Annotated in this window: 24 protein-coding genes; 12 read left to right on the top strand and 12 right to left on the bottom strand. The window is 32.5% G+C overall.

Features of this window, described 5'->3' with window-relative positions; genetic code table 11:
- Positions 1 to 34 precede the first annotated feature (34 nt).
- On the bottom strand, positions 35 to 1,651 hold the full coding sequence (gene pckA, locus K8Z87_RS04165) for a phosphoenolpyruvate carboxykinase (ATP) (RefSeq protein ID WP_227476230.1): 1,617 nt from the start codon (positions 1,649 to 1,651) through the stop codon (positions 35 to 37).
- Between the two features lie 64 nt (positions 1,652 to 1,715).
- A complete protein-coding gene (locus K8Z87_RS04160) occupies positions 1,716 to 2,105 on the bottom strand; it encodes a DUF423 domain-containing protein (RefSeq protein WP_227476229.1) in 390 nt (129 codons plus the stop codon).
- Between the two features lie 78 nt (positions 2,106 to 2,183).
- On the opposite strand from K8Z87_RS04160, the gene K8Z87_RS04155 reads away from it, so the two are divergent.
- Both K8Z87_RS04155 and K8Z87_RS04150 read left to right on the top strand, forming a co-directional pair.
- Positions 2,184 to 3,548 carry a saccharopine dehydrogenase family protein gene (locus tag K8Z87_RS04155; protein ID WP_227476228.1) on the top strand — a complete coding sequence of 455 codons (1,365 nt, stop codon included), beginning with the start codon at positions 2,184 to 2,186 and terminating at the stop codon, positions 3,546 to 3,548.
- A 44-nt stretch (positions 3,549 to 3,592) separates the two neighbouring features.
- Entirely contained in the window at positions 3,593 to 4,063 is a 471-nt protein-coding gene (locus tag K8Z87_RS04150; protein ID WP_227476227.1) for an Lrp/AsnC ligand binding domain-containing protein, read from the top strand.
- A gap of 51 nt (positions 4,064 to 4,114) precedes the next feature.
- On the opposite strand, the gene K8Z87_RS04145 is transcribed toward K8Z87_RS04150, so the two are convergent.
- The 4 genes from K8Z87_RS04145 to K8Z87_RS04130 form a co-directional block, all read right to left on the bottom strand.
- Positions 4,115 to 4,834, bottom strand: coding sequence for a Bax inhibitor-1/YccA family protein (locus tag K8Z87_RS04145; protein WP_227476226.1), 720 nt, complete (start codon positions 4,832 to 4,834; stop codon positions 4,115 to 4,117).
- A gap of 102 nt (positions 4,835 to 4,936) precedes the next feature.
- Positions 4,937 to 5,626, bottom strand: a complete 690-nt coding sequence (locus tag K8Z87_RS04140; protein WP_227476225.1) for a zinc metallopeptidase — start codon at positions 5,624 to 5,626, stop codon at positions 4,937 to 4,939.
- Between the two features lie 80 nt (positions 5,627 to 5,706).
- On the bottom strand, positions 5,707 to 5,973 hold the full coding sequence (locus tag K8Z87_RS04135; RefSeq protein ID WP_227476224.1) for a SemiSWEET family sugar transporter: 267 nt from the start codon (positions 5,971 to 5,973) through the stop codon (positions 5,707 to 5,709).
- Positions 5,974 to 6,030: 57 nt separating this feature from the next.
- A complete protein-coding gene (locus K8Z87_RS04130) occupies positions 6,031 to 9,141 on the bottom strand; it encodes a leucine--tRNA ligase (protein WP_227476385.1) in 3,111 nt (1,036 codons plus the stop codon).
- Positions 9,142 to 9,293: 152 nt separating this feature from the next.
- Between K8Z87_RS04130 and K8Z87_RS04125 the strand changes: the two genes are divergently transcribed.
- The 6 genes from K8Z87_RS04125 (at position 9,294) to K8Z87_RS04100 (ending at position 13,210) form a co-directional block, all read left to right on the top strand.
- A complete protein-coding gene (locus tag K8Z87_RS04125; RefSeq protein ID WP_227476223.1) occupies positions 9,294 to 10,172 on the top strand; it encodes a cell division protein FtsX in 879 nt (292 codons plus the stop codon).
- Between the two features lie 54 nt (positions 10,173 to 10,226).
- The gene (locus K8Z87_RS04120) at positions 10,227 to 10,589 is read left to right on the top strand and encodes a hypothetical protein (RefSeq protein WP_227476222.1); all 363 of its coding nucleotides are present in this window, start codon (positions 10,227 to 10,229) and stop codon (positions 10,587 to 10,589) included.
- Complete coding sequence (locus K8Z87_RS04115; protein WP_227476221.1) at positions 10,589 to 10,843, top strand: DUF3098 domain-containing protein; 255 nt, start codon at positions 10,589 to 10,591, stop codon at positions 10,841 to 10,843. Before K8Z87_RS04120 ends, K8Z87_RS04115 begins: the two co-directional genes overlap by 1 nt.
- A 56-nt stretch (positions 10,844 to 10,899) precedes the next feature.
- Positions 10,900 to 11,691 carry an undecaprenyl-diphosphate phosphatase gene (locus K8Z87_RS04110; RefSeq protein ID WP_227476220.1) on the top strand — a complete coding sequence of 264 codons (792 nt, stop codon included), beginning with the start codon at positions 10,900 to 10,902 and terminating at the stop codon, positions 11,689 to 11,691.
- Positions 11,691 to 12,386 (top strand): tRNA pseudouridine(55) synthase TruB, encoded by a 696-nt coding sequence (truB, locus tag K8Z87_RS04105; protein ID WP_227476219.1) that lies wholly within the window; start codon positions 11,691 to 11,693, stop codon positions 12,384 to 12,386. The genes K8Z87_RS04110 and truB overlap by 1 nt, the downstream gene beginning before the upstream one ends.
- Before the next feature lie 86 nt (positions 12,387 to 12,472).
- Positions 12,473 to 13,210: a hypothetical protein gene (locus K8Z87_RS04100; RefSeq protein WP_227476218.1), complete on the top strand. Its 738-nt coding sequence runs from the start codon at positions 12,473 to 12,475 to the stop codon at positions 13,208 to 13,210.
- 53 nt (positions 13,211 to 13,263) lie between these two features.
- Here the strand turns inward: K8Z87_RS04100 and K8Z87_RS04095 are convergent, their stop codons facing one another.
- A complete protein-coding gene (locus tag K8Z87_RS04095) occupies positions 13,264 to 13,866 on the bottom strand; it encodes a thioredoxin family protein (RefSeq protein ID WP_227476217.1) in 603 nt (200 codons plus the stop codon).
- A 101-nt stretch (positions 13,867 to 13,967) separates the two neighbouring features.
- Here K8Z87_RS04095 and K8Z87_RS04090 point away from each other — a divergent pair, with 101 nt between their 5' ends.
- Both K8Z87_RS04090 and K8Z87_RS04085 read left to right on the top strand, forming a co-directional pair.
- Positions 13,968 to 14,531, top strand: a complete 564-nt coding sequence (locus tag K8Z87_RS04090) for a DNA-3-methyladenine glycosylase I (protein ID WP_227476216.1) — start codon at positions 13,968 to 13,970, stop codon at positions 14,529 to 14,531.
- A 667-nt stretch (positions 14,532 to 15,198) separates the two neighbouring features.
- Positions 15,199 to 15,870, top strand: coding sequence for a hypothetical protein (locus K8Z87_RS04085; protein WP_227476215.1), 672 nt, complete (start codon positions 15,199 to 15,201; stop codon positions 15,868 to 15,870).
- A 112-nt stretch (positions 15,871 to 15,982) separates the two neighbouring features.
- Here K8Z87_RS04085 and aat read toward each other — a convergent pair whose 3' ends face one another.
- From aat to K8Z87_RS04070, 3 genes are all read right to left on the bottom strand, one after another.
- On the bottom strand, positions 15,983 to 16,606 hold the full coding sequence (gene aat / locus K8Z87_RS04080; RefSeq protein WP_227476214.1) for a leucyl/phenylalanyl-tRNA--protein transferase: 624 nt from the start codon (positions 16,604 to 16,606) through the stop codon (positions 15,983 to 15,985).
- A 94-nt stretch (positions 16,607 to 16,700) separates the two neighbouring features.
- The gene (locus K8Z87_RS04075) at positions 16,701 to 17,078 is read right to left on the bottom strand and encodes a DUF3127 domain-containing protein (protein WP_227476213.1); all 378 of its coding nucleotides are present in this window, start codon (positions 17,076 to 17,078) and stop codon (positions 16,701 to 16,703) included.
- A 53-nt stretch (positions 17,079 to 17,131) separates the two neighbouring features.
- Positions 17,132 to 18,001 carry a flavin reductase family protein gene (locus K8Z87_RS04070; RefSeq protein WP_227476212.1) on the bottom strand — a complete coding sequence of 290 codons (870 nt, stop codon included), beginning with the start codon at positions 17,999 to 18,001 and terminating at the stop codon, positions 17,132 to 17,134.
- A 124-nt stretch (positions 18,002 to 18,125) separates the two neighbouring features.
- Between K8Z87_RS04070 and K8Z87_RS04065 the strand changes: the two genes are divergently transcribed.
- A complete protein-coding gene (locus K8Z87_RS04065) occupies positions 18,126 to 19,349 on the top strand; it encodes a sensor histidine kinase (protein ID WP_227476211.1) in 1,224 nt (407 codons plus the stop codon).
- Here the strand turns inward: K8Z87_RS04065 and K8Z87_RS04060 are convergent.
- Together K8Z87_RS04060 and greA are read right to left on the bottom strand one after the other, a co-directional pair.
- Positions 19,346 to 19,735, bottom strand: coding sequence for an HIT family protein (locus tag K8Z87_RS04060; protein ID WP_227476210.1), 390 nt, complete (start codon positions 19,733 to 19,735; stop codon positions 19,346 to 19,348). The genes K8Z87_RS04065 and K8Z87_RS04060 overlap by 4 nt on opposite strands.
- A 118-nt stretch (positions 19,736 to 19,853) precedes the next feature.
- On the bottom strand, positions 19,854 to 20,327 hold the full coding sequence (greA, locus tag K8Z87_RS04055; RefSeq protein ID WP_227476209.1) for a transcription elongation factor GreA: 474 nt from the start codon (positions 20,325 to 20,327) through the stop codon (positions 19,854 to 19,856).
- A 169-nt stretch (positions 20,328 to 20,496) separates the two neighbouring features.
- Between greA and K8Z87_RS04050 the strand changes: the two genes are divergently transcribed.
- Positions 20,497 to 20,928: a hypothetical protein gene (locus tag K8Z87_RS04050; RefSeq protein ID WP_227476208.1), complete on the top strand. Its 432-nt coding sequence runs from the start codon at positions 20,497 to 20,499 to the stop codon at positions 20,926 to 20,928.
- Positions 20,929 to 21,061 lie beyond the last annotated feature (133 nt).

Here is a 21,061-nt window from a genome sequence, read left to right as displayed (position 1 = left end):
AGAATTCTGAATCGCTTTTTTAATTTATAATTTTTTAGTAACCATAACGTTGTGGTCCACCACGTCTAATCTCTTCTGAAGCATAGGCTTCAAATTGACTAAAGTTTTCACGGAATGCATTAGATAATTTAAAAGCCATTTTATAGTAAGCTTCATCATCGTTCCATGTTGTTCTTGGACTTAATATTTCAGAAGGCACTCCCGGACAATGTCTAGGCTGTGCTACACCAAATACCGAATGAATATGATAATCCTCATAGTTATAAGGCCCTAAATCGCCATTAAGCACAGCAGAAATCATGGCGCGTGTATATTTTAATTTCATACGAGATCCTACACCATAAGGTCCGCCAGTCCATCCTGTATTAATAAGCCAAACATTAACGCCTGCTTCTTTCATTTTTTTACTCAACATCTCTGCATATTTTGCTGGATGTAATGGCATAAATGGTGCTCCAAAACAAGCTGAGAATGAAGGTTGAGGCTCATTAACACCTGCTTCGGTTCCTGCTACTTTTGCCGTATAACCAGACATGAAATGATAGGCTGCCTGACTTGGAGTAAGCTTTGAAATAGGAGGCAAAACACCAAAAGCATCTGCCGTTAAGAAAAATATATTTTTAGGATTTTGTCCTATAGACGGTGTTTTTATATTATCTATATGATAGATAGGATAACTTACTCTTGTATTCTGTGTTATCGAAGTATCTTCAAAATCGACGTTACCGTTATCATCCATAATAACGTTTTCAAGAATAGCACCTTTTTTAATCGCACCAAAAATTTCTGGCTCTTGTTCTTCAGAGAGATTAATCACTTTTGCATAACAACCACCTTCAAAATTAAAAACTGTATTCTCACTTGTCCATCCGTGTTCATCATCACCAATTAAACTACGATCTGGATCTGTAGACAATGTGGTTTTTCCTGTTCCAGAAAGCCCAAAGAAAATTGCAGTGTCTCCATCTTTACCAACATTAGCACTACAATGCATCGGCAAAGTGTTTTTAAATACAGGAAGTATAAAGTTTAACGCAGAAAAAATTCCTTTTTTAATTTCTCCTGTATAACCAGTTCCACCTATTAAAGCAATCTTTCTAGTAAAATCTAAAATCGCAAAATTATGCTGTCTCGTGCCATCAATTTCTGGATCAGCCATAAAGCCAGGAGCATTTACTACAGTCCATTCTGGATTAAAATCTTTTAACTCTTCTTCTGTTGGACGTAAAAACATGTTATACGCAAACATATTACTCCAAGGATATTCATTAATAACCCTGATATTAAGTTTGTAATTTTCATCAGCACAAGCATAGCTATCTCTAACATATACTTCTTTTTCTGACAAGTAATCAGCAACTTTATCATATAGTTTTTGAAACTTATCACTATCAAAATCTATATTAATAGCTCCCCACCAAATACGATCTTTTGTAATATCATCTTTAACAATAAAACGATCTTTTGGTGAACGTCCAGTAAATTCACCCGTATTAACAGCAATAGCACCAAAAGCAGATTCTACTCCTTGGTTTTTATTGATGGTTTCTGAATGTAATTTGTCTGAAGATAATTGGTAATTGATTTTAGCATTTTTAATGCCGTACTTTTCTAGCGAAATGGTTTTCGTAGATTGCGTATGGTTTACCATAATTTATGTGTTGTTTTAAGGGGCAAATTTATAACTTTATTTTAAATAAGTCATTAGAAAGTAATTAATCAATTTTAGTTTTAACAATATTAACAATTAATACAATCCATGCTAAAATAAGTAGTAATCCACCAATAGGTGTAATCATTGCAATTTGCTTAAAATCAAAGCCTGTTAAACTATTTGTTGCTAAACCATAAATAGATCCTGAAAAGAAAATAACACCTAAAAAAACAAGATAAAAAATAACTTTTTTTGCTTTTGGTGTTACTATAGAAATACTACCAATAAGCAATAAAAAAAGTGCGTGATACATCTGGTAACGTACACCAGTCTCAAAAGTTTGTTGTGCCTCTAGGTCTATTAATTTTTCTAAACCATGAGCACCAAATGCTCCTAGAACAATAGCTAATATGCCTAAAGCAGCGCCTAAAATCAATATTTTTTTGTTCATAATTAAAATTGTTCTGTTATTAATTAACCTATTCTATTTCTTACATTGCTATTGCAAAATTAGTTATAAGTAAACACTATGCGAAACATTTTAATTATTGGCGCAGGAAAATCTTCTTCATATCTTATAAAATACCTTTTAGATAAATCAGATTCAGAGAATCTTCATGTTACCATAGGAGATCTTAATGTTAATAATGCAAAGGTATTAGTCAATGGCCATAAAAATTCTACTATTATTCATCTAGATGTTTTTGACAAACCCTCTAGAGTTAATGCGGTTAAAAATGCTGACATTATTGTTTCAATGTTGCCTGCTCGGTTTCATATAGAGGTTGCAAAAGATTGTATTACCTATAACAAAAATATGGTTACCGCATCGTATGTTAGTAAAGACATGCAAGCGCTCAATGACGACGTTAAAGCAAAAGGTTTGGTTTTTATGAACGAAATCGGAGTAGACCCCGGAATTGACCATATGAGCGCCATGCAAGTTATTGATGCCATTAGAGATAAAGGTGGTGAATTAATTTTATTTGAATCTTTTACTGGTGGTCTTGTAGCACCTGAGAGTGATACTAATCTTTGGAATTACAAATTTACTTGGAATCCTAGAAATGTTGTTACAGCAGGACAAGGCGGAGCTGCCAAGTTTTTACAAGAAGGTAAGTTTAAATACATTCCTTATAATAGATTGTTTAGACGTACGGAATTTTTAGAAATTGAAGGTTACGGTAAATTTGAAGCTTATGCCAATAGAGATTCTTTAAAATATCAAAATGTATATGGTTTAGAGGCTATAGAAACCTTATATAGAGGTACAATACGACGTGTCGGTTATAGTCGTGCATGGAATATTTTTGTGCAATTAGGAATGACAGATGATGGCTATACTATAGATGATAGTGAAAACATGAGCTATCGTGATTTTGTTAACTCGTTTTTACCGTACAGTCACACAGATTCTGTAGAGTTGAAATTAAGGCATGCTTTAAAAATTGATCAAGATGATATTGTTTGGGATAAACTTGAAGAACTCGATATTTTCAATTCTAAAAAACGTGTTGAATTAGTTAAAGCGACTCCTGCTCAAATTCTTCAAAAAATATTAATGGATAGCTGGACATTAGCCAAAGATGATAAAGATATGATTGTAATGTATCACAAATTTGGGTACCTGCTTAATGATAAAAAACATCAAATAGATGCAACTATGGTTACACTTGGGCAAGACCAAACCTATACTGCAATGTCTAAAACTGTAGGTTTACCTGTAGCTATTGCAACGCTTTCTATTTTAAATAAAAAAATAGCCACACCTGGTGTACAAATACCAATAACAAAAGAAGTTTATACACCAATACTAGAAGAATTAAAAACTTATGGTATTGTATTTAAAGAACATGATGTAGAATATTTAGGCTACAATCCCCTAAATTTATAACCACATTCTTTTTGTTATTTTTATAGTATGAATTATACGCAATTATGAAAAAAAACGCCAAAGGCATATACATAGACGGCATAGATAAAAAAATATTGAGAGCATTAATGGCTGACGCTAGAACACCCATTTTAGAAATTGCTCGTAATGTTGGTATTTCTGGTGCGGCAATTCATCAGCGTTTAAAAAAACTTGAAAAATCTGGATTACTATCGGGTTCAAAATTTGTTATAGATCCAAAGATTTTAGGATATAAAACCATGGCTTTTGTTGGCGTATATTTAGATAAAGCTGTTAGTAACCCTGAAGCTGTCAAACAACTCAAAAAAGTACCTGAAGTTATAGAGTGTCATTACACCACAGGCAATTGGAGTATTTTTATTAAAATCTTAGCTAAGGATAACGAACATTTAATGCACGTTTTAAATACTGAAATACAAAGTATAACTGGTGTGTCTCGTACGGAAACTTTTATTTCGCTACAACAACAAATAGACCGACAGATAAAAATCTAATTCATAAAAAAAGCTCTGATTTCTCAGAGCTTTTTTATACTATAATAATGCCTAATCTCTAGACATAAAAATTCTAAGAATATACCAGAACAATAACATTAATGATGCAAACAAACCTATTGCTGCAGGAATGTAATCGTCTGTTGAATACTTATTAACTAAGTTAGAAGTTTGGTATAAAATGGCGCCACCAGCTAATAAGCACATGCCTACAGAAAACCATAAACCAAGATTAAAACCAAAAATTGTTCCTGCAATTATTAAACCTATTGCTATAAAAAATCCAATGGTTAAACCTGTTCTTATAAATGAAAAATCTTTTTTGGTCACAAAAACAATTGCTGATAATCCTGTAAATAAAGCTAGTGTTACTATAGCGGCTTGATTAAGTATCTCCATTCCAGAATCTGCATAATAAGCTGCAAAATATATCATTGGCACAAAAATCAACGCCTCAGCAAAAATATAAACACCATAAGCCAAATATTGCTTGTTTTTATCAGCGGTTCTTAATGCTGTACTTTCAGCATAATTAGTAATTAACATAAAACCTCCAAGAAGCAAAAGCCATTTATAACCGTCTAGCATTGACAGCATAAAATTTACAACCGTTTCGCTTTGTAATAATAGATATTCAAAAAGAACAAAAACTAAAACTCCACCTGCAACATGAGAATACGTTTTTTTGTAAAATTCAACACGGTCAACCTCTGATAGGCTGCTTAACATTATTTTTTCTGGCAATTGATTTTCAGGTATGTGATTTTCCATAATACGTTGATGTTGGTTTAAACTCCAATTTAAGAATTTTCTTGATGCAACCAAATAAAAAAAGCCTTAATCTCTCAAGGTTATAATTCTTATTTTATTCTTTTAACGTCTATTCATATACATCATTATAAAATATAATAATGTAGCTAAAGAACCTAAAGCTGCTACTAAATATGTTCTGGCCGCCCATTTTAAAGCATCTTCTGAACCTTTATACTCTTGCTGTGTAACTATATTTTTGTTTTTTAACCAAGCTAATGCTCTATTACTCGCATCGTATTCTACCGGTAAAGTTATAAACGTAAATACCGTAGTTACAGCAAATAATACTATACCTAACAAAAATATATTAAGCCCAAAAGCACTACCACTTACAGACAATACTAAACCTGCCATAATTACGATATTAGATAACTTACTACTTATACTCACTGCAGGCACTATTGCAGAACGCATTTCTAACCAACTATATGCTTGTGCATGTTGTACAGCATGTCCAACTTCATGCGCAGCAACAGCTGCTGCCGCCGCATTTCGCTGATTGTATACTACCTCACTTAAATTTACTGTTTTGTTTTTAGGATTGTAGTGATCTGTTAATTGACCACGCACTGAAATGACCTCAACATCATATATACCATTATCTGCTAACATTTTTTCTGCAATTTCTTTACCAGACATTCCGTTTTGTAATTGTACTTTAGAATAGTGCTTAAACTTGCTCTTTAGCTTATTACTCACATAAGAACTTAGTAAAAAAATAGCACCTGCTAATACATAATATCCCGTCATAACTTATAATTTTTTAATTATACTATAAAAATAACAAAAATTAAACCAATCTATAAATCAGAAAAAATGTCAGTTCAGATTTATCTTTTCTCGTACTTAAACTTAAAATACACCAACATAAAACTTGTTATTGTGGTTATACTATTGGCAAAAATCATCGATGGGCTTTCTTTATAAAAGCCATAAATCAACCAAAACACAATCCCCACAAAAAAGATAATTAGCATTGGCATGGATAAACCTGAAACATCTTTGGTTTTCCATGTTTTATAGACCTGAGGCAAAAATGCTGCTGTGGTTAATATTGCAGCAATAAAACCTAAAATTTCTATGTAGTTAGAATTCATTATCAATTTATCTGATGTTAATCTCAGATTGCCACGTCCTTCGTCCTCGCAATGACACTAACCAACAATATTTACAATTTTGCCTGGCACAACAATTACTTTTTTTGGTGCTCTCCCTTGTAATTGCGTAATGGTTTTTTCATTAGATAAAACTGTTTTTTCAATCTCTTCTTTGCTCATATCTAATGGCAACTCTAGCGTAAAACGCATTTTACCATTAAATGAAATCGGATAATTTTTACTGCTTTCTACCAAATGACTTTCATCAAATTTTGGAAATGTTGCTGTTGAAATTGAATCAGCATTCCCTAATTGCTCCCATAATTCTTCTGCAATATGTGGCGCATACGGAGATATTAAAACTAATAAAGGTTGTAGTATCTCTTTACTAGTACATTTCTGTGCTGTTAACTCATTAACCGCAATCATAAAGGTAGATACTGAAGTATTGAAAGAGAAATTCTCAATATCTTCTTCTACTTTTTTAATGGTTTTATGTAGTGTCTTAAGATTATCTTTAGCCCCATCCGACTTCCCCAAAGGGGAAGAGTCAATATAAAAACTTCCATTTTCTCCTTGATGGTATAATTTCCATAATTTTTTAAGAAAACTGTGTACACCTGTAATCCCTGCTGTATTCCAAGGTTTGTATTGCTCTAATGGCCCAAGGAACATTTCATAAAGTCTTAAACTGTCTGCTCCATAATCAGCAACAATATTGTCTGGATTGACCACATTGTATTTAGATTTGGACATTTTTTCGACTTCTCGACCTACTTTATAAATATCATTATTCCCATTAATTATTTGTCCATTTTCTCCAATAAAAATAGCATCGATATAATCTTCTCCAAATTCTTTATCTAATTTTAATCCTGATATATTCAATTCATCAGAAGAATTAACATAATCTACTTTTACATGGATTGGAAAGATTACTGGTATATGAGTATTTAATATTACCTTAATTGAAGGATCACAATCTTTATTTTTCTCATGATAAATATCCGTAAGTTGTTTATTAAGACCTTTTAATTTTTCTATGTAATTATCATAAACAATCTGTTCATCTCCATTTAGATTCTTTTTATCATTTAATTTCACACATAAATTCTGAAATTTAAGTGGAATATAAACTGAGGGTACAGATTCCCAATTATACTTTAATCCTTTTTTATCAGATCCGAATTGAAAATTAAGCCTGTAGACAAAAGCACTCGTACCAAGTATCATTCCTTGGTTTATCAACTTCTTAAAAGGTTCGTCTACACCAACAAAACCTCTATCGTGCATAAACTTTACCCAAAAACGTGAGTATAACAAATGGCCTGTAGCATGCTCGCTACCTCCAATGTATAAGTCTACATTTTCCCAATACTTTAATGCATCTTCGCTTGCAAAAGTTTCGTCTCGCATAGCATCTTCCATATAACGGAAAAAGTACCAAGAGCTTCCTGCCCAACCTGGCATGGTGTTGAGTTCTAGAGGATAGATCCCGTTGCCTTTAGACGTCTCGACTGCGCTCGACGAGACAACTTCGTTCTTATTCGTATCCCAAGCCCAAACATCGGCACGTCCTAATGGTGGCTCTCCTTCTTCGGTTGGTAAATATTTTTCAACCTCTGGCAATTGCAATGGTAAATGTTCTAAATCTATCATTTGCGGCATGCCATTGACATAATACACTGGGAAAGGTTCTCCCCAATAACGCTGTCTAGAAAACACAGCATCACGTAAACGGTAGTTGATTTTGCCTTCGCCTTGTCCTAATTGTTCAAGTTCATAAATAGCACGCTTACTTGCTTTTTTATAGTTCATTCCGTTTAAGAAATCGCTATTGGCAATCTTTACATTGTCTTTAGAGCCATAAGCTTCATCAGAAATATCTACGCCTTCAAAAATATTTGGAATGTCAATATTAAAATGCTTTGCAAAATCATAATCGCGCTGATCTCCACATGGCACTGCCATTACAGCTCCTGTACCATAACTTGCTAATACATAATCTCCAATCCAAATCGGGATTGGTTCTTTTGTAAATGGATGTTCGGCATAAGCTCCTGTAAATACGCCAGAAATGGTTTTTACATCTGCCATACGATCGCGTTCGCTTCGCTTTGCAGTAGCATCAACATAAGCATCAACAGCTTCTTTTTGTTCTGGTGTAGTTATTTGAGATACATACTCGTGCTCTGGAGCCAAAGTCATAAAACTTACACCATAAATGGTATCTGGTCGTGTTGTAAACACAGAAATAGTATGAGATTCCTCGTCGCTTTGCTCTGTCGGAATGACATTGAAGGTCACAGAAGCACCTACGGATTTGCCAATCCAGTTGCGTTGACTTTCTTTTAAGGCATCTGTCCAATCAATAGTATCTAATCCTTGGAGTAAACGTTCGGCATAAGCAGAAATACGCATGCTCCATTGTGTCATTTTTTTACGAACTACCGGATGACCACCACGTTCGGAAACACCATTGACAATTTCGTCATTAGCTAAAACAGTTCCTAATGCTGGGCACCAGTTGACTTCCGTTTCTGCTAAATACGTTAATCTGTATTTAAGTAGTATTTTTTGTTGTATTTCTGATGAAAACGCATTCCATTGATCAGCCTTAAATACATCTATATCATCATCACAAGCTACATTAACATTCGCATTTCCTTCAGTAGAAAAAACAGCTACTAAATCTTCAATAGGTTTTGCTTTATCATCTGTATAACAATAATAAGATTCAAACAATTGAATGAAAATCCATTGTGTCCACTTATAATATTCAGGGTTACTGGTACGGACTTCTCTACTCCAATCAAACGAAAAACCTATCTGATCTAGTTGTCTACGATAAGTTTTAATATTTTCTTCAGTAGTTACCGCAGGATGCTGACCTGTTTGTATAGCATACTGCTCCGCTGGCAATCCAAAACTATCGTAACCTTGCGGATGCAATACATTAAAGCCTTTATGGCGTTTGTAACGCGCATAGATATCACTAGCAATATAACCTAGCGGATGACCTACATGTAAACCTGCTCCACTTGGATAAGGAAACATATCTAATACATAATATTTAGGCTTATCACTATTGTTAACGGCTTTAAACGTTTTGTTTTTCGCCCAATAGTCTTGCCACTTTTTTTCGATTTGATTGAAATCGTATCTCATAGTATTGCCTGCAAAATCAGGTGTCTTTTTAATATATTGCTTACTAAATAAAGCTGCAAATTTACAGGTATTGCAACACATTTAAAAACTAAACGTTGTAATACTCAGCAGAAACAATTTCTTTTTTATTTTTACGGTATTAATTATCCTGTATGGCATCATCTTTTGACAAGTATCAAAAACGAAAACTTATTTCTTCATACATATCTGTAGTTGTTAGTATTGCTCTCGTTTTATTTTTATTAGGCTGTTTGGGTTTGCTCGTTATTAATTCTAAAAAGGTAGCTGATCATTTTAAAGAACAAGTAGTAATGACTATTTATTTGAATGATACCGCAAAAGATGTTGAAGTCAATCAGCTTAAAAAGAGTTTGATTATGGCCGATTATTCTAAAGAAGCCATTTATGTTTCTAAAGAAGAAGCTGCCGAATTTATGAAAGCTGATACTGGCGAAGATTTTATGGATTTTGTAGGTTATAATCCGCTTAAGAACTCTATAGATGTGTATTTAAAAGCTGATTTTGTGACAACAGAAACTTTAACCGAAATTACAGAAGACTTATCTGAAAAAGGGTTCATTGAGGAAGTCCGCTATGATAATGACCTCGTAGAACTGATGAACAACAACGTTAAAAAAATTACATTTTGGGTTTTAATTATTAGTGCGTTATTTACACTTATTGCCGTATTACTAATCAATAGTTCTATTCGCTTAGCTGTATATTCTAAACGTTTTATTATTAAAACAATGCAAATGGTTGGTGCTACCAAACGTTTTATTAGAAAACCGTTTGTATGGCAAAGTGTAAAATTAGGAATTATCGGTGCTATACTTGCGCTCATTGGTATGGCTATCGTTCTATATTATTTAGATATATCTTTCCCTGAGTTACAATTACTTCAGAATACTGTTTTAATTGCAATACTCTTTATTAGCGTTTTTATACTAGGTGTTATTATTACTTGGATTAGCACTTTTATTGCCACTCAACGTTTCTTGAATTTAAAAACCGATCAGTTGTATTATTAGATACTTGTAAAAATAAATAATGACGTTTTTCGTTAATATTCAAAATCACCAGTCATGAAAAAATCAACTTTTACGATATTTAGTGTTGGTATCATACTCCTTCTGATCTCATTTTTTCTACTAAAATCGTGTATTATTCAAAACACAAAACCAAATGATTGCGAAATTGTTAACGCAACAATTACTAGTATTACTGAAGGTACTAGTTATGATATTGTTTTTCGCACAAATAAATCGAACTCCTATTACATTAACAGAGGCATAGAACAAGGCTTAAATTTAGACTCTCTTAAGAGAAAAGTTTTAAATAAAACCGTTACTTTGCATTTAGCAAGAATAATGGGAGGAGTCACTTCGAATCACATTTCGCAGATGGCTTTAGGTGAGAATATCATTTTTACAGAATTTAAAAACTAATGGGAGAGCAAAAACGCAAAGAAAACGCTAAAGGCGATTTTATATTTGGAAAGAAAAATTACAAATGGCTATTTATTGGTCTTGCTTTTATAGCTGTTGGCTTTATTTTAATGTCTGGCGGAGGTAGTGATGACCCTAATGTATTTAATGAAGGTATCTTTCATTGGAGACGTATTCGTTTAGCACCAACACTAGTACTTATTGGTTTTGGCATTGAGGTTTATGCTATTCTTTTAAACCCTAATAAGAAATAATTAATTTCTATTTACTTTTTAATCTTCTAAGTCCTCTATTTTAATATTTTTGTGTCATGGATATTATCGATGCAATTGTATTAGGAATTATACAAGGTCTTACCGAGTTTTTACCTGTGTCTTCTAGTGGACATTTAGAACTCGGCAAAGCTATACTTGGAGACCATTCTATTCCTAAAGAAAGCTTATTATTTACTGTCGTTTTACATTTTGCAACTGCATTAAGCACCATTGTGGTGTTTAGAAAAGATATTTGGTCGCTTATAAAAGGTGTTTTAAAATTTGAATGGAATGAAGATCTTCAATTCGTTTCTAAAATTGCTATTTCCATGATTCCTGCAGTTATTGTTGGATTGTTTTTTGAAGAGCAACTAGAGCAACTTTTTGGTGGTAACATTATGCTAGTTGGTTTTATGCTAATCGTAACCGCCATACTTTTATTTTTAGCTGACAAAGCAAAAGACACACAAAAGAAAGTAAGTTTTAAAAATGCCTTTGTCATTGGTATATCACAAGCCGTTGCTATGCTTCCTGGCATATCGCGCTCTGGTGCTACTATTTCAACTTCTGTATTATTAGGAAATGATAAAACCAAAGCCGCACGCTTTTCATTTTTAATGGTTGTTCCTTTAATTTTTGGCAAAATGGCTAAGGATATTTTAGGAGGAGAACTTACTTATAATGCTGCCAATTTCACCTCATTAAGTATTGGTTTTGCTGCTGCTTTTATTGCTGGTCTTTTTGCTTGTACTTGGATGATTGCATTAGTAAAAAAGAGTAAGCTTTCTTATTTTGCTTTGTACTGTATTATCGTTGGAAGCATTGCTATCATCTGGTCTTTATTCTAATGAAAACAGGAGAAGATTATAAAGATGGCCAGGTTTTATTGATTGATAAACCACTGCAATGGACTTCTTTCCAAGCTGTAAATAAATTACGTTGGGTCATTCGACAAACCTTTAATATTAAAAAAATAAAAGTAGGCCATGCAGGCACTTTAGACCCTTTAGCTACTGGTCTTTTGGTGATTTGCACAGGTAAAATGACCAAACAAATTAATACCTTTCAAGGGCAAGAAAAAGAATATACGGGTACTTTTGTTTTAGGAAGTACTACACCATCTTACGATTTAGAAACCGAAATTGATCAAACGTTCTCTACTGAACATATTACAGAAGATACAATTTATGCCACTACAAAATTATTTATAGGACATATAAAGCAACATCCTCCAATTTTTTCAGCTATAAAAAAAGATGGTAAACGTTTGTACGAATTTGCTCGTGCTGGTGAAACTGTTGAAATTAAATCGCGTGAAGTTCATATTTCAGAATTTGAAATTACAAAGATTGAAGGTTTAAATCTTCAATTTAGAGTTGTTTGTAGTAAAGGCACTTATATCCGATCTTTAGCATACGATTTTGGAAAAGCTTTACATTCTGGAGCGCACCTTTCTGAATTAAGGCGAACACGTATTGGCAACTTTAATGTTGAAAATGCCATAACTCCTGAAGATTTCATTAAAACATTAGCTTCGGAATAATTATTGATAGTTTATGTTATATAATCTTTTTAGTAAATTATCTTCGTATATCTACATAACCTTATAGCATTGTATTATCCACTACTTTGAAACTGATAGAACAACATAAAGCTTTTATTATTACTTTTCTACTCACAGGAATAGTGGTTTTTGGTATGTTCAGTGTACATCTTACTAAAAAGAATGAATTTATTGCAGAGAGTCTTTATGAAATAGAGCCTAAAACTGAAGAAGAATTAAAGGAAGAACTTGCTAAGATTGAAGATTTAAATGCGCCTTCAACCAATAAAGCATTTAACGAAGACCAAGAGTTTAAGGAATTGATGAAGAATTTTAAAATGGTAAGTTCTAATGATTTTGAAAAAACTACTGAAGCCATAGAAGCACCTAAAGCAAATGATATTGAAGAAGAATTAACAACAAACTCATCGTATACAAGTAATAATTCTTACGCACTAAAAGCTAGCGAAACCGAATCTTATAACAAGCTTAAAGAAAAATTAAAAAAACGTACCGACAATAAAGATCTTACTGAAGAGCATGCAAAAGGTAATAGTACTTTGACTTATTCCTTAAAAGACAGAACACTTTTAAACTATAATACTCCTAGGTATTTATGCGAGCGTAATGGTAAAATTGTAGTGAGTATTAAAGTTAATGAAAAAGGAGATGTCATTGATGCTTCAGTAAACGGCGCATCTAACTCAGATAATCAATGCTTAATTGACCATGCTATTGACTATGCTAAATCTGTGCGTTTTAATACTTCGGATCGTCGTAACCAAATTGGTACAATAACCTTTTTATTTAAAGGAAAAAAGTAGACCGCTGATTTCTCAACGGCCTACTTCACTAATTAAACTTAACAATCTTACTTTTATTTTTGGTCTAAAACAGCGACTAAATCGTCAATAATTGCCTGACCTTTATCTTTATTATACCAAACCTGTAAATCTTCCTTAAATTCAGGCGTCAATTTTCCGTGTTCAGCTTTATATTCATTAACCAATTTTGTTGCTACAGAAGGACGAGGACCAAAAGTGTCAGCAACTTTATCAGTAGTGTCATCTATCATAATTAACTTAGGAATGGCTTTTCCTCCATTAGTTAAAAATGCATTCATTAAAGCGTCATGCTCATCTCTTAATACTACTCTATAGGTAATATTTGTATTTAGTTCTGCTACTTTATTAATAACAGGCATAATATGTGCTGCATCACCACACCAACTCTCAGTTAACACTAACCAAGTCATTTTACCGTTAAATGCTTTAATCTTTTCTTGAGCAGCTTCACTAATCTTTACCGTTTTGTCCCAACGTTTCATACGTCGATCATTAAGAACCGTATAATTAGCTAACGCTTCTGTTTTTTCAGCACCTGTTGTAGAATTTTCAGCAACCATTTGCTTTACTAAATTCTTGTAGTCTTCATAAGACATGCTTGTTTCTATACTCTCTGAAATTATATCTTTTACCATTGTACTTTTTAAAACATTTATAATACTAAATTAATATTCTTTTACTAATATTAACCTAACAGTTGTTACATTAGTAGCACAAAAATTTAAAACTTACACTTATGGAGAAACATAGATGTGGCTGGTGCATTGGAGATGATTTATACGAGGCTTATCATGATAAAGAATGGGGAGTTCCTGTTAAAGATGATGATCGCCTTTTTGAATTTTTAATCTTAGAAACGTTTCAAGCAGGTTTAAGTTGGATTACTATTTTGCGTAAGCGTGAAAATTTTAGAAAAGCGTTTGACAATTTTGATTATAAGAAAATTGCGAAGTACAATCAGAAAAAGATTGATACCTTACTACAAGATGCCAGTATTATTCGCAACAAACTTAAAATTAACGCTACCATTACAAATGCACAAGCTTATATGAAAGTGCAAGACGAGTTTGGAAGTTTTAGTAATTATATTTGGAAGTTTGTAGATGGTAAACCCATAAAAAATGCATTAAAACATTATAAAGATGCACCTGCCAATACACCATTAAGTGATGTTATTAGCAAAGATTTAAAAAAGCGTGGTTTTAAATCTGTAGGGTCTACAGTAATTTACGCCCAAATGCAAGCTACAGGTATGGTAAATGATCACGAAGTTGGATGTTTTAGGTATAGTGAGGTTTAAATAGATACGCTCATAGATATGAGATCGCTTCGCTGTTAGATATTAGATATTAGATATTAGATATTAGATATTAGAACAAAGATTCTAAAAGTAGTTGGAAATTAGAAATAGCCTCACTTTAATTCTGAACTCGTTTCGGAATCTAACCTCAATCAAATAGTGATCTTGAATCAAGTTCAGGATAACAGTTGTTTTGTATTAAAAAGATTATATAAACTTCTTGTAATAACCCTACTTATGCTTGTCATTCCAAACTGGATTTGTCACCCTGAACTTGTTTCAGGGTCTCCCTTTGCATTGTAAAAAGATGCTGAAATAAATTCAGCATGACAATAATCATAAATATCTCAAAAATTTAAATTACAATTTTCTTATTTTTGAAAATCAAACTATTAACTCAAACTCATCCCTTAATCCCTTCCAAGGAAGGGAAAACTAACATATATGCTTAAATTCTTCCGAAAAATACGATATACTCTTATGGAAACAGAGGACAGAACGTTAAGAAAATGTCTAGTAGACATTTTTAGTGATGTGCCAGCTTGTGGCGATGGAATTAAAAACTATAAACATGATTAAATTCTTTAGACATATTCGTAAAAACTTACTTATGTAAAATAAAACGTCAAAGTACCTTAAATACGCCATTGGCGAAATCATCTTAGTGATGATTGGTATTTTGTTAGCATTGCAAGTGAATAACTGGAACGAGCAACGCAAAGAAAAAAAAATCAGAAAAGAACTTGTCGCTTCATTAATTGAGGATTTTGAAGGCACGCAAGAGATACTATCACAAGTTATTTTTGAAGCCGATTCGCTTTTTAATAATATGAATACGTTTTATGATTTAATTTCTAAAAAGACTCAAATAACAACAGTAGATTCTCTAAGAACATTAGGGCGTTCGTTTTTTAGAAGTGTTCCGTTTGAACCTATTTTATCCACTTATAATGAGGCGAAATCTACAGGAAATCTTAACCTTATACAAAGTAAAGCTTTTACAGATAAAATGACCGCTTTTAATCTTGCACATAAAGGATATAATCAGGTAAATCACATAAGTACTAGTAATTATTTTAGCGGTGCTATGTGGGATTTAAGGAAAACTTTTGGTTCTAGTTCAATACTCATAAAAACCACTGCAATTCCAGAAAAAAATAAGTTAAAACCGCAAATATCGTATGCTGAGTATCTATTTATTGTAGAAAGTCCATTAGGAGAAGCTGCTTTGGAAAATCAATATGTAGTATTTCAAAATATGAAGAATATTTTTTCAGATATGGACAATGCTATAAAAGGTATTATTGCTATTTTAAAAAGCTTGCGAGAAGAGGAATAGTGTTGTTTGTCATTCAGAGCAAAACAAAGTGTAGCGAAGAATCTCATTTTAATAAATTTATTGCTTATTTATATAGATTCTTCAGTCATTGCATTCCTTCTGAATGACAAGATTACAAATACCTCAAAAATTCAGTTCTAGAAATTGCCTTAGCCCCTAAACTTTCTAGATGTTTTGTATGCAACTGGCAATCTATTAATTTATAATTTGAATTTTGTACAAACGTAATAAACGCAATTTTACTGGCATTACTTACTTTAGTAAACATACTTTCTCCGCAAAACACTCCATTGCCAGTATCAATGCCATATAATCCGCCTACGAGTTCTTTATTTTGCCATACTTCTACGGATTTAGCATAACCTAATTGGTGTAACTTTATATAAGCTTCAATCATAGATTCAGAGATCCATGTCCCTTCTTGTCCTTCTCGCTTTGCGGCTGCACAATTATTAATTACAGCTTCAAAATTTGTATTTATAGTTACTTTAAATAGCTCTTTTTTTAAAAGTGTTTTCATACTCTTAGACACTTTTAAATCCTCAGGAAACAAAACAAATCGAGGATCTGGAGACCACCACAAAATAGGCTCTTCACTTTCAAACCATGGAAAAACGCCTTTACTATAAGCATAGAGTATTCGCTCAGGTTTTAAATCTCCTCCAATAGCTAACAAACCATCTATTGAAGCTTCAGACACATGAGGGAATTCTATTTTTTGATTTAAAAAATGCATGTATTATCCCTAGTTTATAAATTGGTTTATTTATTATTTTTAATAGTTCATAAAAAAAGGCCTGTTAAATAACAGACCTTTAAAATTTCTTTGCTTAAAATGGCAAATCATCATGATCGCCATCGTTTAGGTCGCCTGCAGGCTCAAAGGCATCTGTAGGTGGTACTGGTGGCATCTCTGGCGAAGCTGTTTCTGCTTGTAATGCTTCAATTCGCCATCCTTGAATAGAATTAAAGTACTTCGTTTCTCCTTGAGGATTTACCCATTCTCTGCCTCTTAAGTTAATATTAACCTTTACTTGTTGACCTACTTGATAGCTGTTTAATAAGTCTGTTTTATCTTGAACAAATTCTACCATAATATGTTGTGGGTATTGCTCCTCTGTTGTTACAACCACTTCTCTCTTTCTAAACCCATTGCTCCCAAATGTTTGTGTTTCTCCAATCACTTTTATACGTCCTTGTACTTCCATTTTGTTTGTTTTATTGTATTTATGCTCAGTTATTATTGTATACTATTTATAAATTACGAAAGTAATAACTTCCATGCAGATTCTACATCTCCATAGCTTAAATAATTTCGTGCAATTTTATGCTTTTCTCTATGCGATGCATTTTTAATATCTGGATAACGCAAAGAAATATCTTCTATAAAAGCATCTATCTCTTCTTGCACAGGTAAAGCTTCTACATTACCTAACATCCCTAAATTATTACCTGTTAAAATCATACTATCTCTTACATGAGCTGGCATACCATCTACGCCAATACCTAAAGTACTTAAGGGTTTAGGAATTTCAAAAAATCCTTTTTTAGCTCTACTATAATAACTGCCTCCTGCTCTTGCTACGAGGTCTAAAGCTTCTTGATTTATTGTTTTATCTTCATTTAAAACGTCTTCAGAAACATGAAATTTTAGTACTTCGCAAATCACTAAATTTCCTGCTCCACCACCAGATCCAAGTGCAATAATTTCATTGACTTTACATTCAAACTGAACTGGAGATTCTGCCACTCTATATGGTTTTACTATATCAGAATCTAACATGTTTAATCCCGCTTTTTCAAACTCATTAACCTCAGTTGCATATGCTGTACTGCTTAAAGACATTTGCTGAACGATATCATAGTTTACTATATTAACAACCACTTCTTTTGTTGCTTCAAGATTATTTAATGTGTCTTTTTTAGTAGCATCTCTTCCACGAAGTGCAGGAGAAAATACTAAGATTGGTGGATTAGCACTAAACACATTAAAAAAACTAAATGGTGATAAATTAGGGTTGCCATCACTATCTATTGTACTTGCAAAAGCAATAGGTCTTGGCGCTACTGCACTCAATAAATAAGCATGTAATTTAGCCGTAGTTAAATCCTTAGGGTTAAAAGATACCATGTTGTCAACACATTTTTACCAAATATAATTATAGTTGTCTGTGTTGTAAAATAATTTGTAATTAGTTTAAACAATATTATTAACAGAATTGCATTATATTTAAAACTAGAAATTGCACTAGCTAATGCGCTTTACTTTAAACCGGAATATCATCCGTTGGATTATTATTATATCCTCTTTCTTTATTGTTTTATTAATTCTTTGGAATACATATTCGTTTTTCCAGCACTTTAAATCTGAAGAACGCGCAAAGATGAAAAATTGGACATTAGCTTATACCGAATATGTATTAACTTTTACAGACACTACTTCTCTTAATGAAAATGTAGAAACAAATAGAGTTGTTGATAATATTATTACTGACACAAGTTATATTGTGACACCAATGATTCTTATCGATTCTAATAATGATATCATTAGTTATAGAAACATCTATGGCAAAAATAGAATAAAAGGTAATAGTGGCCCGGCAAATATATATAATAATAGAGTTGATTCAGCCTATGTTCATGATAATAAAAACCGATTAATTAATAGATTTAAAAGAGAGAATCGACCTCTAGTATTAAAAAGCATTAATCAAACACTATATTATGGCAACTCTCCCTTATTAAACAAATTAAAATACTACCCTTTAGCACTTTTATTAATCATTGTTTTGTTTGCGGGTGTAGTGTTTTTCTTTTACAAAAGTTCTAAAGTTGCAGAACAAAATAAATTATGGACAGGTATGGCTAAAGAGACAGCTCATCAAATTGGCACTCCTCTTTCTTCACTTGTTGGTTGGACAGAAATTTTAAAGTCTGAACAAGTAAATCCTGAATATATTACTGAAATTGAAAAAGATATTGATCGTCTTCAAACCATAACAGATCGTTTTAGTAAAATCGGTTCTGTACCAAAACTTGAAATTACAGATATTGTGGACACTACAAAAAACACTTATCAATATCTAATATCGAGATCTTCTAAACTTATAGATTTTGACATTATTTGCCCTGATCATAGTATAAAAGTTAACCTCAACGAACAATTATACAGCTGGACTATTGAAAACCTAGTAAAAAATGCTATCGATGCCATGAAAGGCAAAGGACAATTAAAACTTGAATTGTTTGAGGCTAATAAACAAGTCTATGTTAAAGTTTCAGATACTGGAAAAGGCATTACTAAGAGTCAGTTCACAAAAATATTTGAGCCTGGATTTACTACTAAAAAACGTGGTTGGGGTCTTGGATTGTCTTTAGCCAAACGTATAGTAGAAGATTATCACGATGGTAAAATAAAAGTACTTCACTCTGAGATTGATAAAGGTACTACTATTCAAATTGCTTTAAAAACAGCTTAAACATGTGCTGCGATAGCCTTAGCTGTAGCAATAAACTCTTCTTCTGTTAGTTTTTCTTTTTGAATAAAACGAGCATTTTCCATTGAATGTAATGGAATTAAATGGACATGTGCATGCGGAACTTCTAAACCAATAACCGTCATTCCTACACGTTGACATGGAATTACTTTTTCAATCGCTTTTGCTACCCGTTGAGAAAATTCCATTAACCCTAAATAATGATCAGATTCCATATCAAAAATCTTATCGATCTCTTGTTTTGGAATACAAAGTGTATGGCCTTTAGTATTTGGGTTGATATCTAAAAACGCAAAAAAATCTTCGGTTTCAGCAACTTTATAACACGGAATATCTCCGTTAACAATTTTGGTGAATAGGGATGCCATTAATTATGTCTTAATCTTGTAAAGATATAAAGATTCTTATTGATTAAATCAATTGCAACTTTTATTTGACACTTAAAGTTACATTTTATCGTTTCTTTAACTTCTGATTAAGCGGATTCTATCGAGATATTTCTAGTATATCAAACTTCATTATTCCATTAGGCACTTTTATCTCAGCGACTTCACCTACTGATTTACCTAATAACCCTTTACCTATTGGAGAGTTTACAGAAATTTTCCCTGAGGCTAGATCTGCTTCGCTTTCTGCTACTAAAGTATAAGTCATCTCCATATCATTAGTTTGATTTTTAATCTTAACGATAGATAAAGCTAAAACCTTGGATGTATCTAATTGAGATTCATCAATTACACGAGCATTTGATAATGCTTCTTCAAGTTTTGCAATTTTCATTTCTAACATTCCTTGCGCTTCTTTAGCGGCATCGTACTCGGCATTTTCACTTAAATCTCCTTTGTCTCTTGCCTCTGCAATTGCCTGGGAAGCTTTAGGGCGTTCTATATCTTTTAACTGTCTAACTTCTTCTCTTAATTTTTTTAAACCTTCTTCTGTATAATAAGATACTTTACTCATAATCTCTACGTTTAATTAAATAAAAGATGCTGAACAACATTTCGACAAGCTCAATGTAAAAGGTTCAGCATTAAAAAATCTCGTTTTCACGAGATTACATATACAAATATACTAAATATATATCGGATGTTTTTAAATATTGTAACTTGCAAATAAAAAATTGCCTTAAATGAAAAAATATGTTTTGCTCGTTTTAACGGGCTTTCTGCTTAGTTGTAGTAGTGATGATACTAACAACAATTGTAACTTTTTAATTAATGTTGGTGTTAATGCTACTATAGATTTAAACCTTCCTCAATTTAGTCAATTACAATTTCCATCTAGTGTTGTAAGATTAGAAGGACAAGGTAATGCTGGTATTATTTTAGTACGTGTTAATAATTCTACAATTAGAGCTTGGGATGGCGCAGATCCTAATCATGTATTTGACACTTGTTCTCGCTTAGAAATTAATGGTATAAGCGCTACATGTGGTTGTGCTGACGCCAATGAATACGAATTAATTAGCGGGCAGATTTTAGGCGATAATCCTCAACCCTGTACACTTAGAGAGTACAGAGTTGAAGCTATTGGCAGTAATCGATTTTTGATTACTAATTAAAATTTTAAGGTTACACCAAACAAAGCATTTATACCTGTTTGAGGATAAAACCCTGTTCCGTCTACAGTTGTAACACCATTTCCTGATCCGTTTGGCACATCGAAACTGAAGAAGAATCCATTATTTTCATATG

This window comes from Winogradskyella immobilis (assembly GCF_021887715.1).
In the GTDB taxonomy this organism is placed as follows: Bacteria; Bacteroidota; Bacteroidia; order Flavobacteriales; family Flavobacteriaceae; genus Winogradskyella; species Winogradskyella immobilis.
The sequence above is the reverse complement of the archived record's forward strand: the minus strand, read 5'-3'. Positions and strand labels throughout refer to the sequence as shown.

What these genes read in the sequence shown, in the direction of transcription:
- K8Z87_RS04125 (WP_227476223.1), top strand. Translation starts at nt 9,294, where the DNA reads ATGGCATCATCTTTTGACAAGTATCAAAAACGAAAACTTATTTCTTCA.
- K8Z87_RS04070 (WP_227476212.1), bottom strand. Translation starts at nt 18,001, where the DNA reads ATGGTATCTTTTAACCCTAAGGATTTAACTACGGCTAAATTACATGCT.
- K8Z87_RS04050 (WP_227476208.1), top strand. Translation starts at nt 20,497, where the DNA reads ATGAAAAAATATGTTTTGCTCGTTTTAACGGGCTTTCTGCTTAGTTGT.
- greA (WP_227476209.1), bottom strand. Translation starts at nt 20,327, where the DNA reads ATGAGTAAAGTATCTTATTATACAGAAGAAGGTTTAAAAAAATTAAGA.
- K8Z87_RS04060 (WP_227476210.1), bottom strand. Translation starts at nt 19,735, where the DNA reads ATGGCATCCCTATTCACCAAAATTGTTAACGGAGATATTCCGTGTTAT.
- K8Z87_RS04085 (WP_227476215.1), top strand. Translation starts at nt 15,199, where the DNA reads ATGATTGGTATTTTGTTAGCATTGCAAGTGAATAACTGGAACGAGCAA.
- pckA (WP_227476230.1), bottom strand. Translation starts at nt 1,651, where the DNA reads ATGGTAAACCATACGCAATCTACGAAAACCATTTCGCTAGAAAAGTAC.
- K8Z87_RS04160 (WP_227476229.1), bottom strand. Translation starts at nt 2,105, where the DNA reads ATGAACAAAAAAATATTGATTTTAGGCGCTGCTTTAGGCATATTAGCT.
- K8Z87_RS04090 (WP_227476216.1), top strand. Translation starts at nt 13,968, where the DNA reads ATGGAGAAACATAGATGTGGCTGGTGCATTGGAGATGATTTATACGAG.
- K8Z87_RS04155 (WP_227476228.1), top strand. Translation starts at nt 2,184, where the DNA reads ATGCGAAACATTTTAATTATTGGCGCAGGAAAATCTTCTTCATATCTT.
- K8Z87_RS04075 (WP_227476213.1), bottom strand. Translation starts at nt 17,078, where the DNA reads ATGGAAGTACAAGGACGTATAAAAGTGATTGGAGAAACACAAACATTT.
- aat (WP_227476214.1), bottom strand. Translation starts at nt 16,606, where the DNA reads ATGCATTTTTTAAATCAAAAAATAGAATTCCCTCATGTGTCTGAAGCT.
- K8Z87_RS04115 (WP_227476221.1), top strand. Translation starts at nt 10,589, where the DNA reads ATGGGAGAGCAAAAACGCAAAGAAAACGCTAAAGGCGATTTTATATTT.
- K8Z87_RS04130 (WP_227476385.1), bottom strand. Translation starts at nt 9,141, where the DNA reads ATGAGATACGATTTCAATCAAATCGAAAAAAAGTGGCAAGACTATTGG.
- K8Z87_RS04110 (WP_227476220.1), top strand. Translation starts at nt 10,900, where the DNA reads ATGGATATTATCGATGCAATTGTATTAGGAATTATACAAGGTCTTACC.
- K8Z87_RS04145 (WP_227476226.1), bottom strand. Translation starts at nt 4,834, where the DNA reads ATGGAAAATCACATACCTGAAAATCAATTGCCAGAAAAAATAATGTTA.
- truB (WP_227476219.1), top strand. Translation starts at nt 11,691, where the DNA reads ATGAAAACAGGAGAAGATTATAAAGATGGCCAGGTTTTATTGATTGAT.
- K8Z87_RS04140 (WP_227476225.1), bottom strand. Translation starts at nt 5,626, where the DNA reads ATGACGGGATATTATGTATTAGCAGGTGCTATTTTTTTACTAAGTTCT.
- K8Z87_RS04120 (WP_227476222.1), top strand. Translation starts at nt 10,227, where the DNA reads ATGAAAAAATCAACTTTTACGATATTTAGTGTTGGTATCATACTCCTT.
- K8Z87_RS04095 (WP_227476217.1), bottom strand. Translation starts at nt 13,866, where the DNA reads ATGGTAAAAGATATAATTTCAGAGAGTATAGAAACAAGCATGTCTTAT.
- K8Z87_RS04135 (WP_227476224.1), bottom strand. Translation starts at nt 5,973, where the DNA reads ATGAATTCTAACTACATAGAAATTTTAGGTTTTATTGCTGCAATATTA.
- K8Z87_RS04065 (WP_227476211.1), top strand. Translation starts at nt 18,126, where the DNA reads ATGCGCTTTACTTTAAACCGGAATATCATCCGTTGGATTATTATTATA.
- K8Z87_RS04150 (WP_227476227.1), top strand. Translation starts at nt 3,593, where the DNA reads ATGAAAAAAAACGCCAAAGGCATATACATAGACGGCATAGATAAAAAA.